14 protein-coding genes are annotated in these 16071 nt (G+C 51.6%); 1 reads left to right on the top strand and 13 read right to left on the bottom strand.

The features are described 5' to 3' along the window. Nucleotides 1-10: 10 nt before the first annotated feature. The 8 genes from K6V98_RS04690 to K6V98_RS04725 form a co-directional block, all read right to left on the bottom strand. Nucleotides 11-946, bottom strand: coding sequence for a hexose kinase (locus K6V98_RS04690; protein ID WP_222199371.1), 936 nt, complete (start codon nt 944-946; stop codon nt 11-13). A 758-nt stretch (nt 947-1704) separates the two neighbouring features. Then, nucleotides 1705-2016 carry a CDP-alcohol phosphatidyltransferase gene (locus tag K6V98_RS04695; RefSeq protein WP_222199372.1) on the bottom strand — a complete coding sequence of 104 codons (312 nt, stop codon included), beginning with the start codon at nt 2014-2016 and terminating at the stop codon, nt 1705-1707. Nucleotides 2017-2222: 206 nt separating this feature from the next. Continuing rightward, nucleotides 2223-4091, bottom strand: coding sequence for a glutamine--fructose-6-phosphate transaminase (isomerizing) (gene glmS / locus K6V98_RS04700; protein WP_222199373.1), 1869 nt, complete (start codon nt 4089-4091; stop codon nt 2223-2225). Nucleotides 4092-4537: 446 nt separating this feature from the next. After that, complete coding sequence (locus K6V98_RS04705) at nt 4538-5017, bottom strand: type II toxin-antitoxin system death-on-curing family toxin (RefSeq protein WP_222199374.1); 480 nt, start codon at nt 5015-5017, stop codon at nt 4538-4540. Further along, complete coding sequence (locus tag K6V98_RS04710) at nt 5014-5529, bottom strand: Panacea domain-containing protein (RefSeq protein ID WP_222199375.1); 516 nt, start codon at nt 5527-5529, stop codon at nt 5014-5016. Before K6V98_RS04710 ends, K6V98_RS04705 begins: the two co-directional genes overlap by 4 nt. Before the next feature lie 327 nt (nt 5530-5856). Beyond that, nucleotides 5857-6936: a LacI family DNA-binding transcriptional regulator gene (locus K6V98_RS04715; RefSeq protein ID WP_222199376.1), complete on the bottom strand. Its 1080-nt coding sequence runs from the start codon at nt 6934-6936 to the stop codon at nt 5857-5859. Between the two features lie 250 nt (nt 6937-7186). Next, entirely contained in the window at nt 7187-8122 is a 936-nt protein-coding gene (locus K6V98_RS04720) for an ROK family protein (protein ID WP_222199377.1), read from the bottom strand. 561 nt (nt 8123-8683) lie between these two features. After that, a complete protein-coding gene (locus K6V98_RS04725) occupies nt 8684-9712 on the bottom strand; it encodes a twin-arginine translocation signal domain-containing protein (RefSeq protein ID WP_222199378.1) in 1029 nt (342 codons plus the stop codon). 170 nt (nt 9713-9882) lie between these two features. On the opposite strand from K6V98_RS04725, the gene K6V98_RS04730 reads away from it, so the two are divergent. Continuing rightward, nucleotides 9883-10845 carry an FAD:protein FMN transferase gene (locus K6V98_RS04730; protein ID WP_222199379.1) on the top strand — a complete coding sequence of 321 codons (963 nt, stop codon included), beginning with the start codon at nt 9883-9885 and terminating at the stop codon, nt 10843-10845. A gap of 47 nt (nt 10846-10892) precedes the next feature. Here K6V98_RS04730 and K6V98_RS04735 read toward each other — a convergent pair whose 3' ends face one another. The 5 genes from K6V98_RS04735 to K6V98_RS04755 form a co-directional block, all read right to left on the bottom strand. Beyond that, nucleotides 10893-12752, bottom strand: coding sequence for a glucose PTS transporter subunit IIA (locus K6V98_RS04735; RefSeq protein WP_222199380.1), 1860 nt, complete (start codon nt 12750-12752; stop codon nt 10893-10895). A 112-nt stretch (nt 12753-12864) separates the two neighbouring features. Further along, nucleotides 12865-13617, bottom strand: a complete 753-nt coding sequence (locus tag K6V98_RS04740) for a MurR/RpiR family transcriptional regulator (RefSeq protein WP_222199381.1) — start codon at nt 13615-13617, stop codon at nt 12865-12867. Between the two features lie 90 nt (nt 13618-13707). Continuing rightward, on the bottom strand, nt 13708-14274 hold the full coding sequence (hxlB, locus tag K6V98_RS04745; protein WP_222199382.1) for a 6-phospho-3-hexuloisomerase: 567 nt from the start codon (nt 14272-14274) through the stop codon (nt 13708-13710). Next, nucleotides 14271-14897 carry a 3-hexulose-6-phosphate synthase gene (gene hxlA, locus K6V98_RS04750; RefSeq protein ID WP_222199383.1) on the bottom strand — a complete coding sequence of 209 codons (627 nt, stop codon included), beginning with the start codon at nt 14895-14897 and terminating at the stop codon, nt 14271-14273. Before hxlA ends, hxlB begins: the two co-directional genes overlap by 4 nt. Before the next feature lie 70 nt (nt 14898-14967). Beyond that, the gene (locus K6V98_RS04755; protein WP_222199384.1) at nt 14968-15777 is read right to left on the bottom strand and encodes a glucose-6-phosphate isomerase family protein; all 810 of its coding nucleotides are present in this window, start codon (nt 15775-15777) and stop codon (nt 14968-14970) included. Nucleotides 15778-16071: the final 294 nt, after the last annotated feature.

A 16071-nucleotide genomic window follows, 5' to 3' on the forward strand; every position in this document is an offset into this window, starting at 1 on the left:
AAGATCCTACCTAGACCTCAACGACCGCAACACCAGCGTATACCTCATCAAAACGCTCCATCACCAAGTGACCCGTTCTGGGATCCATGGCGTTGAGCTTTCCGCAGGCATTTCCATAGGTGAGAATGGTTACATCATCTGCCCCGGCAGCGATTGCATGAGCAAAACCAGCGATGGTTGAGTCTCCTGAACCGGTGGCGTTTAGCGCAGCAATGGGCGGCGTGGTTACGCGATAGATTTTCTCGTTGTGGAAGGCGAACGAGCCTGCCGCTCCCATAGAAACCACAACCCACGGAATGCCCGCGAATCGCTTGTCTACCTTGAGAGCAGCGGCGAGCTCTGAGGCCTGATCGGGCGTGTAGGAGGTGCCAAGCAAACCGTTGATCTCAGTAAGATTGGGCTTCACAAGCGTGGGCTTTACCTCGGCAGCCAGAGCTGCATCAAGAGCCGCGCCTGACGTATCGAGCAGCACAGGAACCTGAGCCTTTGCAGCAACCGCTACGAGCTCGGCGTAATAGCTTGCTGGAACTCCCTTCGGCAGGCTGCCAGAGATCGTTACGCAGTTTGCGCGACCCACCAGCTCCTCAAATTTCTTTCCAAACTCAGCAAGCTCTGTAGCAGAAACCTCAGGACCGCTCTCAAGCAGCTCAGTTTGGTTGCCTTCATGCAAGATATTCAGGCAGATACGCGTTTCTCCTGCGATGGGCGTGAAATCATTCGGGATACCATCCGCCTTCATGAGCTCAGCCATATACGCACCCATATGACCGCCCATCAGCCCCGTAGCAATAACCTCGTCTCCGAGTTGACACAAAACACGACTGACGTTGAGCCCCTTGCCACCTGCCGTCTTCTCTGGCGTAACGCGGTTTACATCGTCTATCACCAGATGATCCAGGTGGTAAGCCGTGTCAATTGAAGGGTTCATGGTTACGGTGAGAATCAAGGGAACTCCTTTCAACCATGCGGCTCAATTACCGCAAGTCTTTCTATGTCACACGGTGCGACTGGGCGCGCGCGTGCAAGGCACATGCGAGCGAGGCACGAGCTCAAGGGCGGCGCGAGCAAGCTATGCACCTGCTCCATTGTATCCCGAACCTCACTAGAAAAAACGCACCTAAAGACGATGCGCGGTGATTGTGCTGATGCCCGCCAAATTGAAAATATGGTTCGAAATCTCGATAGGGGGTTATATTTAGTACATTTATTGCCCGTTAGGCACAGATTTGGCACGAAGTGCGGGCAAAAATGCTCCTAACGACACCGAAATGCACGCTCGGCCTAAAATACGCTCGGCTTGGAAACTGGAGCAGATTCATATTGGAAATATGAGGTGTAGCTCCGTGCATGTACGAAACCAATGTGAGAAATAAGGGATGAGCTCGTGCGCCCACTCGAACAAGCTCGCACAAATGCAGGTTGAAACAGGTGACACGAGTCCCCACGCGCACGTTCGGAAAAGCTCGCGCAAATGCGGGTTGAAACAGGTGACACGAGTCCCCACGCGCACGTTCGTTCAAACAACGAACTCCCGTGCACGTTCGCTCAACGTCCAGTCAAACAATAAGGGCGGAACCCAGTAGATCCCGCCCTTATAACAAGGCTTTCTATGTATCTAAATGAGCTGGCCTGTTCGAACCACACCGCGAGGCATCGCAAACAAGTGCCGCAACAACGAGAGGCACCAAGCCCAGTTAGCTCAGCTTATTCCGGACGAACCCAGCCCTCTTGAATTGACTCATAAAAGACCGCATCTGGCACCAGGTCATGGATGCTTTTGCCGTTCAGCCACGGAAGCTCTGCCAGCTCAGATAAGGTTGTTACCAACTCTGAACAATCGGTAAAACGACCACTCTCGTTGAGCTCCTCGCAATCTTGAACCCGCCAATACCCATCCGTGTGAGTCACGTAATAATCATGGCCATCAACAGTCATGAACACGCGGGTCTTAGAGCGCAAGTATGAGAGGAGCTCTTCGAAATTAACCGCGAGTGCATCGTCTGCCTTCATTCCCATGGGATCCTCCTTGCTTCACGCGCCGCCATAACACGGCGCTCATCCAACCGTTACTTTCAATTAACCCTAAGCATGACTCATCTATTCCGAGAAATAGGCGGGCGGTTCAGTTCATAGAGGTGGGCGGTGGATCTGCACCGCTAAGATGCAGAAGCTGTGAGCGCGTGACGCGCTACACACTGCCCAGGGCACTCCCCGTGGCGCTTCTACTCCACCGTAACCGACTTCGCGAGATTGCGCGGCTGGTCTACATCGCAACCACGCATCAAGGCAACCTCACGTGCCAGCAGCTGCAATGGCACCGTTGCCACGATAGGCATGAAAGCTTCGCAGGTCTTTGGAACAAAGATCACATGGTCAGCAATGCGTCCGATCTCCTCATCACCTTCAGTTGCAACAGCAATAATCTTGGCACCGCGAGCCTCGCACTCTTTTAAGTTTGAGACCAGCTTGTCGTATACCGCGCTTTTTGTAGCAACTGCAATGACTGGAAAACCCGGTTCAATCAGAGCAATAGGGCCGTGCTTCATCTCACCTGCTGCATACGCCTCTGCATGCAGATAGCTCACCTCTTTGAGCTTGAGTGCTCCCTCGAAGCTCACTGCAGCCCCCATGCCACGGCCAACAAATAGCGCCGAAGATGCGTGAGCGCAGGCTGCTGCAGCCTCAGCAATTGCCGCGCTTTGTGTATCTAGAACCTTTTGAATATAGCCTGCGGTATCTCCGAGATCACGGAAGAGCATGCGAGTCTGACCTGGCGTGAGCCTTCCTTTTACCTGGCCTAATAGCATGGCGAGCAGGGTTAAACTCACAACCTGACCAATGAAACTTTTCGTGCTTGCAACCGCAATCTCCTTGTTTGCCTTTGTGTAAATGACACCATCAGACTCACGAGCTACGGGCGATCCCACCACATTGGTAATGCCAAAAACCTTTGCCCCCTTAATGCGGGCATCACGAATAGCAGCCAAGGTATCGGCGGTCTCTCCAGACTGAGAAACAGCAACGACTAAGGTAGACGGTGTAATGATGGCATCGCGATAGCGAAACTCACTCGCTGCCTCTACTTCACAAGGAATGCGCGCCCAGCTTTCAATATTATTTTTTGCAATGAGGCCAGCATGCAAGCTCGTCCCGCACGCAATGATATATACGCGATCAACTAGGTTCAGCTCTTCAAATGAAAGCCCCAGCTCATCAATGTCAATCTCGCCAGCACCAGAAAGCCTGCCCACGAGGGTATCGCGCACGACACGGGGCTGCTCGTAGATTTCTTTCATCATGAAGTCGGGGTAGCCGCCCTTTTCTGCCAGGTCAATGTCCCAATCAATATGGGTGACTACCGGCTCAAGAGCCTCTCCCGCCGCATTGGTATAGGTGATTTCTGTTGGAGTGAGACGTGCAAACTGGCCATCTTCCAGCACGACCACATCGCGTGTTGCATCAATAAGCGCAATAACGTCTGAAGCAACATATGAGCCCTGAGTGCCGCGACCAATAACAATCGGACTATCTTTGCGAGCAACCGCAATCACACCCGGCTCATCTGCCGAGACCACCGCAATGCCATAAGCTCCTGCAATCTGCCCGCATGCAATGCGGAGCGCCTCCATCAGATCGCAGGTAGTACCCGCCTCAGCGCTCGTATCCAGCGCCTCCTCAATCAGGTGAGCTAAGACCTCAGTATCTGTTTCGCTTACAAATACGTGGCCGCTCTGAATCAGCCTGGAGCGCAGGTCTGCATAGTTTTCAATAATGCCATTGTGCACAACGGCAACTCGTCCGCTGCAGCTCACGTGCGGGTGAGCATTCTCGCGTGTTGGTCTACCGTGTGTTGCCCAGCGCGTATGACCAATGCCGCAGGTGGCGTCTGAGTCTTTGCCAGCAAGCTCAGACTCAAGCCCTGCTACCTTGCCCACACGCTTTACAATATCGAGCGCGCAAGTCCCCTGGTCATCGGCCGTTTCAAGAGCCACTCCTGCTGAGTCATACCCGCGATATTCCAATCGCTTAAGCCCTGAAACCAAAATTTCAGCAGCTCGTTGCTCTCCGGTATATCCTACAATTCCGCACATACAAGCTCCCTCCGCATCCGATTGGACGTCGAGCGTGGTACTTGGCGTCCAATCGCATGATTTGGACGGGAACCATACTAATAAGAGAGAAAGACTTTCGTTTCAAAAGCTGGTATCTTCATTAAATAACCAGCTTCACATCTACTAGCTGTATGTGCCTTTTTTAATGCAAGAATCCTATCCATTCGACAACTAGGAATCGGTGAGTTTAAAGGACTTGCCACCGTTTTTAGTGTAAGAATCTTGCCCATTCACAAGCGCACACGACGAGATTGAAGATTGTTGCGACGAGCAGTAACTTACGGACGGCATCGAGCTTTACACGACCTTGAGAAAACCAGGGCATGAGGCAACTAATAAGCAGACACATAGATCCACGCATCGGAAACGCGCATCGCTTGCCAACAAGAAAAGCCTCACCCGCAGGCGAGGCTCTCTTGAGGTATCTAAGACTGGTAATAGACTGCCTTGCTTCTCAGTACTTCCGCAAGCTCTCTAATATCTTTGTTCTCAGATACCGCACTGTGAATCCACTGATAAACCTCGTTGTTTTTAGAATGTTCCCCATCCTCCAACTTGACCATGATGCCTGCTCTGCGCAGTGTCAACAAAACAACTGAGACGGCTGTACGTTTGTTTCCATCTAAAAAGGCATGGAGCTTGGCAATCTTTAATCCGATGTCTGATACTTGCTCAAAAATATCAGCGTATTTATCATGTGGCGTGCTGCCCCCATAACCAACAAACACATTCGTTACTAACGAGCTGAGCTTACCGATAAGCTCTTGCCTATGTTGGTGAGCAGTGAGCTCACAAAAACAGGCTTGCTCTCTTTCGATGGCGGCATGTGCATCTAGAATTGCTTCAGCGAAGCCGTAAACGTGCTCTTCTGTAGCAAACTCAGTTGGTTGCGTATCGTACTTCATGAATTAGCGAGCAGACGCAAGGCGTTAGGAATAGAGCTGATCACGGCCTGAATATCCTCTTCAACCGTATTTCCAAGGTTTTTTAGCCCGTTGGCATCATCAGACGCGAGAATGTCCTCAACGCTAATAGTGGCTCCGGGCGTGTTGGAATAGACCTTGTTCCATGCCCCCGCTTCACGATGCGAGAACTCAACAAGATCAAAGGTTGAAAGTTTGCCATAAGTGTTTGCAACATGCTCAATCGTAAGAATGACGCTAGCGGGTAGCTGAGCGACATCTTCTATAGGATTGCTGATCACGTCTCTACGGTAATGCTTAAATGCTTGATACACAGAAGGAACCACAGGGCCATACGTCCACGCTTCAATATCGTCAGAAAACAAACGCGTGCCATCACGCCGCAATTGTTCGACCTGTGCGTAGTAAAGCAACTTATTCAGCTTCAAGTTGGTAATCTGCAAGTCTTGACCGAACTTAACAATCATGAAGTTAGCAACTTCGATAGCCCTCATGGTTCCCCCTTTCTCTTTGATCTATTTCTACCTTATCGCCCGGACGTGAACAAGGCACTGGGAAAAGGAAGTGACGATAAAAACAGCGAAGCGCGTATGGATAAAGCTAAGCGGCGCTAGGAATTCGGAAAACCCTCGTACCTAGCGCCACTTACCTATTTACAAGCCTGTAAGCACGATGCTGTTAAGTTAGCATTGTACCTGCTCAACTTTATAGTTCTCACGTAAGCACTTCATACTCATACGCATCAATAATGCAACCTTCTTTAATACATGAATCCTACCCATTCACAAGCGCACACGACGAGATTGAAAATGGCACCCCTATTATACCAGGTAGGCACCCACATCAAAGTCCATGCCGCCTACGAGCGAAGCGCCTGCTACACTGCTTGCGCGCTGCAGTAAAAATGGTCGAATCAACTCTTGACGGCTCAGATCCTGATCCATGGGCTCGCCCGAGAATGCAGCCAACTTCTCGAGCTCAATTTGTTCAATCAACAACTGGACGCCACGCCTGCCCACCTCATAGCCTGAAGGTACAACCGTGGTGAGAGGAATATCTCCAATCCAGGCGAGTGGATTACCGTCACATCCTGCAACGGCAACATCTCCCGGCACACGCAAGCCCGCTGCGCGAACTGCAGCAAGCGCTCCTGAAGCGAGGGCATCGGTCAGGCCGATAATAAAATCGGGGCGCTCGCACGCGGGACGACGCATCAGTTTTGACCCAACCTCAAAGCCATCGCGTGACCGATCGGGCGCACCCTCATCAATAAACTCAAATTGAACCGTTGCATCATGAGCCACATGAATAATTCCGCGCGCGCGATCAACCTCAGCAGGAGCAAATGAGCGCCCAAACACCGCAATATGGTGAGCTCCAGACCGTGCTGCATGCTCCGCTACCAGGGCTCCTTGCTTTTCTCGATCTGCAGCAACGCGGCAGCCCGGCCCCTCCCCAATCACGCCTTGATACACCATGGGAATTGCGCGGCGCGAAGCAGGCAGCTCCACATGTTGGGCGCATAAGGGATGAATCAGAATGCCCGCTACCTGTGAACCCGCAAGATAGCGCAAGTTCGCGCGCTCAATCTCAGGGTCTCCAGCTGAATTCAACATAATGAGGTCGTAGCCAGCACGACGCGCCTCACTTTGAGCGCCTGAAGCCTCTTGCAGCGGAAATCCATGGGTCATATGCGGAAGAATCAAGCCAAATACTGCAGAGCTGCCACCTGCAAGCAAGCGAGCGCTCTGATTAGGCGCATAGCCGAGAGCATCCATAGCTGCGCGTACCCGCTCAATTGTTTCTGGGCGCACCCGATCGGGATGGTTCAGCACATTGGATACGGTGCCGAGGGCAACTCCCGCCTCGCGAGCAACCTCTTGGATCGTAACCTTGGCCATAAGCTCCCTCGCTCATAGTTGATGCGCTTCAAGATGCTTGAATTGTATCAGCTTGAGTAAGGGTAGCGATCCTTCGCACGGTATTGCGCCTGCCGTCGTCCAACGCAGCTACCGGGTACATTGCACCTCGCGTATCAGCCATGCCTCATGCCTGTGCCACAAAGGCAGAACACATCGCCGGCGGCCAAGCTAACTCAGGGCTTCGCATCCCATGCGCCCACGATCAACGCTGCGCGTTCGGCAGTGCGTATTAGGCATCCAAATCCAAGAGCGCTTGGTAAGCTGCACCAAGCAGACCCGCGTCGTTTCCGAGCATGGCGCGACGGAGTACATAGCGATCGCGAATGCCTGGGAACACATACTTGCCCAGGCGCTCTGACAAAGGACCCATGAGCAGATCCCCTGCATACGAAAGGCCGCCACCGATGATGATCTCGCGAGGATCGACCGTATTAACGATAGCCGCAAGATTTTTTGCAAGGTATTCAACAGTTATGTCGCGAGCATCAATAGCCAGCGGGTCTCCCGCCGCCACATCATCAAACACTTCCTTACCTGATGCATACGCATGAGCAGAGCCCGCGCGAGCAAGCAATTGGTTGGCCGTCTTTACAAAACCGCTGGCAGATGCATAGCACTCAAGGCAGTTTGTTTTACCGCATCCACACTGGCGCACACCAGAGGCATCAACGGGTGAGTGGCCAATTTCTCCAGCACAGCCATGGTCGCCATTCATGATGCGACCGCCCACAATGATGCCGCCACCCACGCCTGTTCCGAGCGTTACAAAAACCGCGTTGCCGCCCATGCCCTCGGCGTCTCCACCCATCCAGACCTCACCGAGCGCTGCAGCATTTGCATCATTGAGCAAAGAGACCGGAAGCCCCAGCTCAGCCTTTACCACACGACCAAGCGGCATGCCATTCCAACCAAGGTTAACCGCACGCTCAACCACATCGCCCATAATGGGGCCGGGAACGCCAATTCCCACGGCAACCGGAACCTCATCTTCTGGCAGCTCTGACATCTTGGCGCGAAGATGCTCAACGATGTCTCCGGGGATATTGGCACCGCCATCGCTCACATCGGTAGGAATTGCCCACCGATCGAGGATCCTACCTGCCTCATCCACAATCGAAAATTTGACGGTAGTGCCACCAAGGTCGATACCAAACAAGCGCTTCATGGTCTCCCCTTCCGGATGGTGCTGCATGCCCATATTGTAGAGCCTGTTGCTCCCATGGTCGATGTGTTTGCGAGGGTATCGCGTGTTGTTATGCGCCGCTCAGCTGCTCAGAGTCGCGCGCTCGCTCAGTCGTATGCTCGTGGTGCGCCGCACACCTGCTCGGGCGTTCGGCTACCCGGCTGCTCGGCTTCTCAACTGGTCGGCTGTTCACACGCAAGACTACTCGTGGTACACCGCTACCTGCTCAGCTACTCGGCTTTTCGCACGCAGAGCCGTTCGTGGTACACCGCGAGCCTCCTCAGCAGCTGAACTCCTCACTCGCGAGCCTGCTTGGGTACACCGCGAGCCTGCCCAACTGCTCAGCAAAATGGCCGTACGCAGATCAGCCACAGCGGGCGGTCAGATCTACGTACGGCCGAACCACACTCACACAGCGCGTCATTTCCCCTAGGCACAAAACTACAAGGCAGCCAGACTGCTCATCGGTTCAGTGCAAGTCAGCAGCTGAGAGCACCGATCATCTCGCGAGAACCAGCGGCACGAGCGATGGCTGAGAGTACCTTAGGCAAGTTTGCCAGCATGCTGTGCAGCAGCAATATAGTTGCCGCCATCTACCAGCGTGGAGCCAGAGATAGCGTCTACATCAACGTCTGCCAAATCATCAAGCTTCTTGCCAGCAATATCGTCTTCCAAGGCGTGGAGGGACTCGAGGTAGCCCTTGGTGGCCTTACCGTGCTCCTTCATAAGGGCAGAATAGATAGAGTCGTTCGTCCCCTTGGAAACCAAGACCTGACCCTCGGCATAACCTGCACCGAAGCCCTTATCTGAGTTAGGCACCGGCTTTACGCCCTCAGTCTTTGCATCAAAGAACTGGAACTCATCAATGCTCGTGGCAACCAAGGTATCGCCCTGCACCAAAGAAACGGCGCTGCCAAAGGCCATCTTGCTGTGAATTGCCTCTACCACACGGCCAAACTTCGCTTCGCCCTCAGCAAGCTCGCCGGTGCTCGTGAGCGTATCGTCTGCCGCAACCTCTGCCACAACAGCCAAATAGTTCGGGCCATCTACCAGCGTGGATCCAGAGATAGCGTCTACATCAACATCCTTGAGCTCTGATGCCTTCTTGCCAACTGCAAACGCCTCAACTGCCTTCATAGACTCAAGATAGCCCTTGGTAGCCTTGGCATGCTCGGCCATAAGCTTGGAATAAAACTCATTGTTATCTGCCTTAGAGATAAGCACCTGACCCTCGGCATAGCACTTGGCTAGCTTCTCATCAGAATTGGGAACCGGAGTAATTCCCTCAGTGTCTGCAGCAACAAACTGATACTCATCAATATTAACCGCAGCAATGGTGCCATCTTCCTTTACAGCAACAACCACCTGTGTGAAGGCTTTATCACCATGGGCTGAGCCATAGCCACGATGCAAGACCACCTTGCCAGATGCGCCCTTAGCACCTGAACCGGCTGCAGCCGGAGCCTTGGCATCATTCTTAGAGCATCCTGCTAGAGTTCCTGCACCAAGCACACCTGCACCCACAGCAATCGTTCCACGCAAAAAGTTCCGGCGCGTTAGATTCATACTCATCATGTCCTCCTTATTCTGGACGATCATAGCTATTTGCTTATTTTATATAATCCCCTGGTGTTAAGCAATTATCGAGCACCTATTAATGAAGCAAGATGTGCAGGTTGAGCAAGCAACTATACTGATCAAGAAGCGTTCTTTGACCACGACCTTCCCGAGAGGAAGTACCCATGCTTACGCGTGAGTTTCGCCACTTTAATACAGTAAATACTGTCGTTGCAGACACTCAAAACGAAGGCTTACTGGATGAGGTAGTTGCACTTTGCGACCGCTATGACCAGATGTTTTCTCGATTCAATCCCGCAAGCGAGCTATTTTGCGTCAATGAGGCCTTGCGTCGCGGCGAGGGAGCCAAGCTAAGCCAAGAGCTTGAGCTTGTCTTACAAATTGCCCTTGCATACTGTGAGGCGACCGGTGGATTATTTGACATCACCATGGGAAGCGTCACACGTCTTTGGAATATGAGCCGAGGTATTGTGCCGGATTCTGACAAACTCGCTCGCGCCTTACAGCAGGTCGGCTGGGAGCATCTCACGATTGAAGATGGCTACCTTCGCGCCACGGGCACACGACCCTGCCTTGACTTAGGAGGGATTGCCAAAGGCTATATTGCCGATCGCATGCTTGATCTTTTGGAAGATGGCGGCTCTCGGCACTCGCTCGTAAACCTTGGAGGCAACGTTGCAATGCGCGGTGGCAAGCCAGACGAGCAGACCGGAGATATTACGCCCTGGCGAATTGGCCTACGTGAGCCGGTAGCCTCTTCTGCCACCTCCCCGGTACGCCATTTTGCTGTTGTAAGCATTGAGTCGGGCTCTGTGGTTACAAGCGGTGTGTATGAGCGTGCTTTTGAGCGAGATAACACGACGTACCACCACATTCTCTCGCCTAAAACTGGCATGCCGGTACCAACTGATGTACTCGGCGCAACCATTATTTCTGAGCGCTCGATTGATGGAGACGGCTATACCACCGCTCTCGTTGCGATGGGAGCTGAAGCAGCAATCAACTACGCAGAGCGCGTTGATGGGCTGGAAGCCGTTATTGTCGACACTGCCGGAGATGTGTTGGCCACCACTGGTGTCGGAACAGAAAAGATCGGCTTTACACTTGCCACGAGCACAAGGCCATAAACAAGCAAAAGCCGATCCTTAAGCACCTGAGCAAATACCGAATGGTATTACGAGCGTTCAATACGCAAGAACTTCTCGCCCGCTTGCACCTTTCCTTGTGCCACCTGATCAACAGATGCCAACTCATTTGAATTCACGACGGTACAAATAACTGCGTCACTGTGCCCGGACTGCCTGATCAATTCTTTAGAAAACGCGATCAAATCAACACCGAGTTCAACATGGTCACCCTGTTCAACAAAGCGGTTAAATCCCATCCCGCCCATATCAACCGTATCAATTCCGATATGAATAAATACTTCTACGCCATCTGCTGTTGTAATACCGATGGCATGATTCGTTTGAGTCGTAGCCGTCACTTCGCCAGACACGGGCGACTCAATGACCTCGGAATCAGGCTCAATTGCCGCCCCTTCTCCCAATGCTCCAGAGCTAAATACCGAATCAGCAATCTCAGAAAGTGAAAGACAGCGGCCTGATATAGGAGCAGCGATACTCATCGTAGGCTCGGTGTTTTGTGCGTGCTCAGCCGCTGCGTGACGCCGAGCGAGCAACTGTGTAAACAAAAAGCCCGCTGTAGCGGAAACAGCAATCGTAGCAAGGCACATCCAGAAGTTAAACATGCTCCCGTCGGTACCAATATAGGTTGGTGAAGTCATCAGACCTGGCCCTGCCCAGCTAAACTGCTTCAAATCAAACAAGGCTCCAAACACAGCACCTACAGCGCCTCCAAGCGTTGCCCCCAAAAATGGGTAACCAAACTCAAGGCAGATACCATACAACGCAGGTTCAGTAATACCGAGAATTGCAGTGATGCCCGAAGACAAAGACAGCTGCTTCACCTCTGACTTGCGAGTCAGCAAAAACATTGCAAGAGCGGCTCCACCAATTGCTGAGTTGCCCGCAAGGCCACCGGGACAGAAGATATTGTCATATCCCATTGCATTCATCGTTGGCATATTAATGGCATATACAGCCTTATCCATGCCGGTGATGATTCCGATCGGGCAGAAAGCTCCCCACAGAGCACTTGCGAGCAAACGCACATGAGCAACAAGAAATTGGAAGAGCGCAGAAAAGCCTGTACCCGCAACATAGCCAATCGGGCCAATCACAATCAGTACCACAGGAACGCTAATTAGCATGGTACAAAGCGGAAGGAGAAAATACTGAACGCTTGAAGGAATAACCCTCTTGCATGCATTAAAGACCAGAGCCATAAACGGTACGCCGAGCATGATTGGCAAAAATGATCCGCTATACGTAACCGGGTATACCGGAAGCCCCAAGATGTCCAGCCCAGGAACCCCATTAATCGTGGAAAAGAGCAGGGTCATTCCTAAGAGAGCACCAAGCGCCGGCCTCACCCCCAACTTATCGGCTGCAGCCCATCCAAGACAAATGGGCATAAAATAAAAGCCAGCGTTAGCCACTCCATTGAAAATCGTAACGACCCCTGATTCGGCATTGACCCCTAGAAAAGTTGTACAGATGGTTAGGAATGCCATGATCATTCCGCAGCACATATAGATGGGAATAATCGTTCCAACTACGGCTCCCAAATAGTCCATAGTTTTGCGACCCAAGACTTGCATGCGTTCTTTTAGGCTGCCCGTATGCTGATCGGTTGATAAGCTTTTTTCTTCGCGCGCGCCACTATAGCCAGTGATAGTCAAAAATTCCTGGAAGATTGTCTCGATATCGGTTCCTACGACAACCTGTATTTCTCCACCACCTACATCACGAACGCCAAAAACGCCCTTAAGCGCTTTGAGCCCATCAATATTGACAGCACGCGCATCGGCGAGTCGAAATCTCAGGCGTGTAGCACAGTGGGTAGCAAAAGAAATATTCTTCAGCCCTCCCACTCCCTCTACCACACCGTGAATTAGTTGCTCGTATCTCATGCGAACCCCCTTCATGATCGTCGCCGACATCCTGTCGTCTGTCTATCTCTGACGATATGAAGGCTCGTGTTCCACTGAAAGAAACACCTGTTACAGTTCGGTTGAACGGTACCTATTCAGCTAGCTTTCCAACCTGGGATTCATGCCAACGGCGCGCAAGCACTTCGATGATGTAGATAACCGGTACCTGGCTTGTGAGATTTGCATCAGATGAGCTGCGTACTGCAGTCATGTCATAGCTGATAGCGTGATCAGCCATGCGAGCTGCAGTGGAAGCAGAGTCTCCGGTAATCGCTAGTATCCGAGCTCCTGAACGCTGGCAATCCTTAAGCTGGCAAATAAGATGTTTTGATTCTCCCGATACCGATAACGCAATCACCAAAGCATGCTCACCGAGCTCATCTGAAATGGGATACCAGGGATCATCAATGGACAGGGCAAGCTTCCCCATTCCAGAAAAATATCTTCCGCCATAACGCGCAAGCAAACCTGAACCTCCCTGACCCATGAAGACTACAATGTGCGAAGAGCTGATCATCTCAACTGCTCGAGCAATCGCCGTCTCAAAGGCTGCGGTATACGTGCGCTCGAAGTAATCAAGAATCTCGCGTGTATCGCCACCGGGCTCACGACGCTCTCCACTTTCTAGATGCTCTCGTAGGCGATCCTTGAGCTCTGCATAACCTTCGCATCCGACCTTTTCGCAAAAGCGCAGAATCGTACTTGTTGAAACAGATACACATTTCGCGAGATGGCGGATACTCATATAGGTAACGTCTTGCGCGTGAGCGAGCACGTATTTATAAATATGCAGATCAGTCTCATTAAACTTGCGCACACTGTCATACGAAAAAAGCTCGTCCATCGCGCCTTCCCTAAAACCCGAAAGCACGCCGGCAAATACTGCATCCGGCGTGCTGATCGTTTTATCAATCAAGACCCTTGCGCTTAAGAGCTATTCGAGGTTGGCATGCCTTCTCATAAGCTCTTCGTTTCTCTGAGCTATTGTCTCATCAGACACAATATCGATAATAATTGCATCACCAATCAACAGAACTGTCTGCTCAAATGTATTCGATCCGGGCTGAATAGAAGAGCGAGCGTGCTGTTCAACCTTTGTAGAAACAGCCCCTACCTCGACCACCACATCAGCCAGGCTACCAATAGGAGATTCTGGCTGCGTAGTAATCAGCGCAAGAGCAGCACCGAGCTGTTTGCACTTTTCCGCAATTACCCGCAGGGTGCCTGTAGCCCCCGAACCTGAAGCGATAACGAGCAAATCCCCCGGCTCAATAGCAGGCGTTACCGTCTCTCCCACTACATAAGACTCAAAGCCCATGTGCATAAGGCGCATCGCTAGACCTCTGATCATCATGAGAGAGCGACCAGCTCCAGCAACAAAGATCTTTTTTGCCGATAGAATCTCAGACTCAAGTGCTTTGAGCTGCGCTTCATTGAGCTCTGAAAATGTTGTCGTCAGCTCATCGGCGACTTGCAACATGATCGCCTTAATCTCACTCATGAGAGTTCCTCTTTCATTTCAATTACAGCGGAGCGCACATCAACGGCGTTATACAAAGAGCCACCCGCAATAACAATGCCAGGCTCGAGGGCAACATAGTCAGCCACTGTATCCATAGAGACGCCACCTGCAACAGCTGACATCTTAGAATCAATAGCGCCTACGAGCTGTTGCAGATCCCCCAATGGCGTGCGACCCTGCGCTTGCTGATCAACACCGGTATGAACTGCAACAAGGTCAATGCCCATCTCTACCAACTCTTTTGCGCGTGCAGCAATATTTTCCACACACATCAGATCGGTCATAGCAAGCTTGCCGTGAGCATGAGCGGCCTCGATCACTTCCGCGATCGTTGCATTATCTGATACCGCTAAAACCGTCACAATGTCAGCTCCGGCCTCACAAAGATCAGCCGTCTCAATGGCTCCGCCGTCCATAATCTTTGAGTCGGCAAGCACGCACATCTTGGGATAGCGATCCTTTAAAGAGCGAATAACGTGCACACCCTCACGCATCAGCAGCGGCGTTCCACATTCAAAAATATCAATTACGTCGTGTATCTTGTCTGCGTACTCAAGAGCAAGTGCAAGATCTGCATTATCAACAGCAATTTGTAACTTCATGGATCTACCCTTCCTAACAGGCATGCGTACGCGCTGAAACCAACTATTCGATATCCCATAGACAATCGCGCTAGACCGCGCAGCGCATCATGGCATCAATCCGATCAACAAACTTACTTGGCTGCAACATATAGGCATATCGTTCCGGGTGACGTATGTAATTCGTATAGCAGGGGTATCCAAATTCAATGCCAAGACCTGGATTCTCTATGGGATAAAACAACGCTGGTGCGGGCTGCTCTCCATACGTCCGATTAGCCTCAAGACGGATCTCGCCGCCGTCATGCAAAACATAGGCAGCAAGACCATGTGCACGCTGAATGGGGTCATATGAATTGCTACATGCTGTAGCTGCAATATTGCTAAATGCTGAAACCGTATTCAGCGGATTAATAGAGCAGTGACCGCAGAATGGCGGGATAATAATCGCTTCTCCTGCCTTCACTCGAATAGCTCGAATATATTCAAACCGGCCAGGATCATCTTGATCAAAGCGCTTGCTCTTTTGAAGCACAAAAATGATCTCTCCGGCTATGACCTCATAAACCTCAGGATAGGGAGCGCTGTCTCCTGCAGCATAACTGTGGTAATGACCAGAGGTCTTAAAATACTCATCACCAACCGTGCCGGGTAAAACGACCGTCATATCGTACGAAAGCCCACTCTTTTCAAAATATTGCTCATCACCTGCAAAGCGAATGTTTCTATATGCACGGTATGCAATTGTTTTTGAATCGGTAATCTCGTTGAGCTTAAACAAGCCCTGCATTGCATCAAGTGTTTTTGCTGAATTCCCATCATGCAGTAGGCCATCATAAAAACTCAGCTCACCCGTTTGCTCATCCATGATTATGGGAAGCCCCGAATGGTGCAGGATCATCGCAGCCGCCTTTCCTATCTCGCTGCCTCTTAGATTTGAGCCTAGGCCGACAGCTGTCACAGTGATAGGAACGTGCGTTTCACATTTTCGTGTATGAATTTGGATGGTAGGTAGGAACAAAAAGGATCGGCTTTACACTTGCCACGAGCACAAGGCCATAAACAAGCAAAAGCCGATCCTTAAGTGCAGGGTTTATATGTAGCGCTGGATGCTGCGCTACTGGATGCTACGTTGCTGGATGTTGCGCGCAGGAGCTGCGGAGCTAGACGCTACGACACCGAGCGCCAGCGAACC

The sequence above is a fragment of the Collinsella ureilytica genome, from assembly GCF_019795105.1.
GTDB lineage: Bacteria > Actinomycetota > Coriobacteriia > Coriobacteriales > Coriobacteriaceae > Collinsella > Collinsella ureilytica.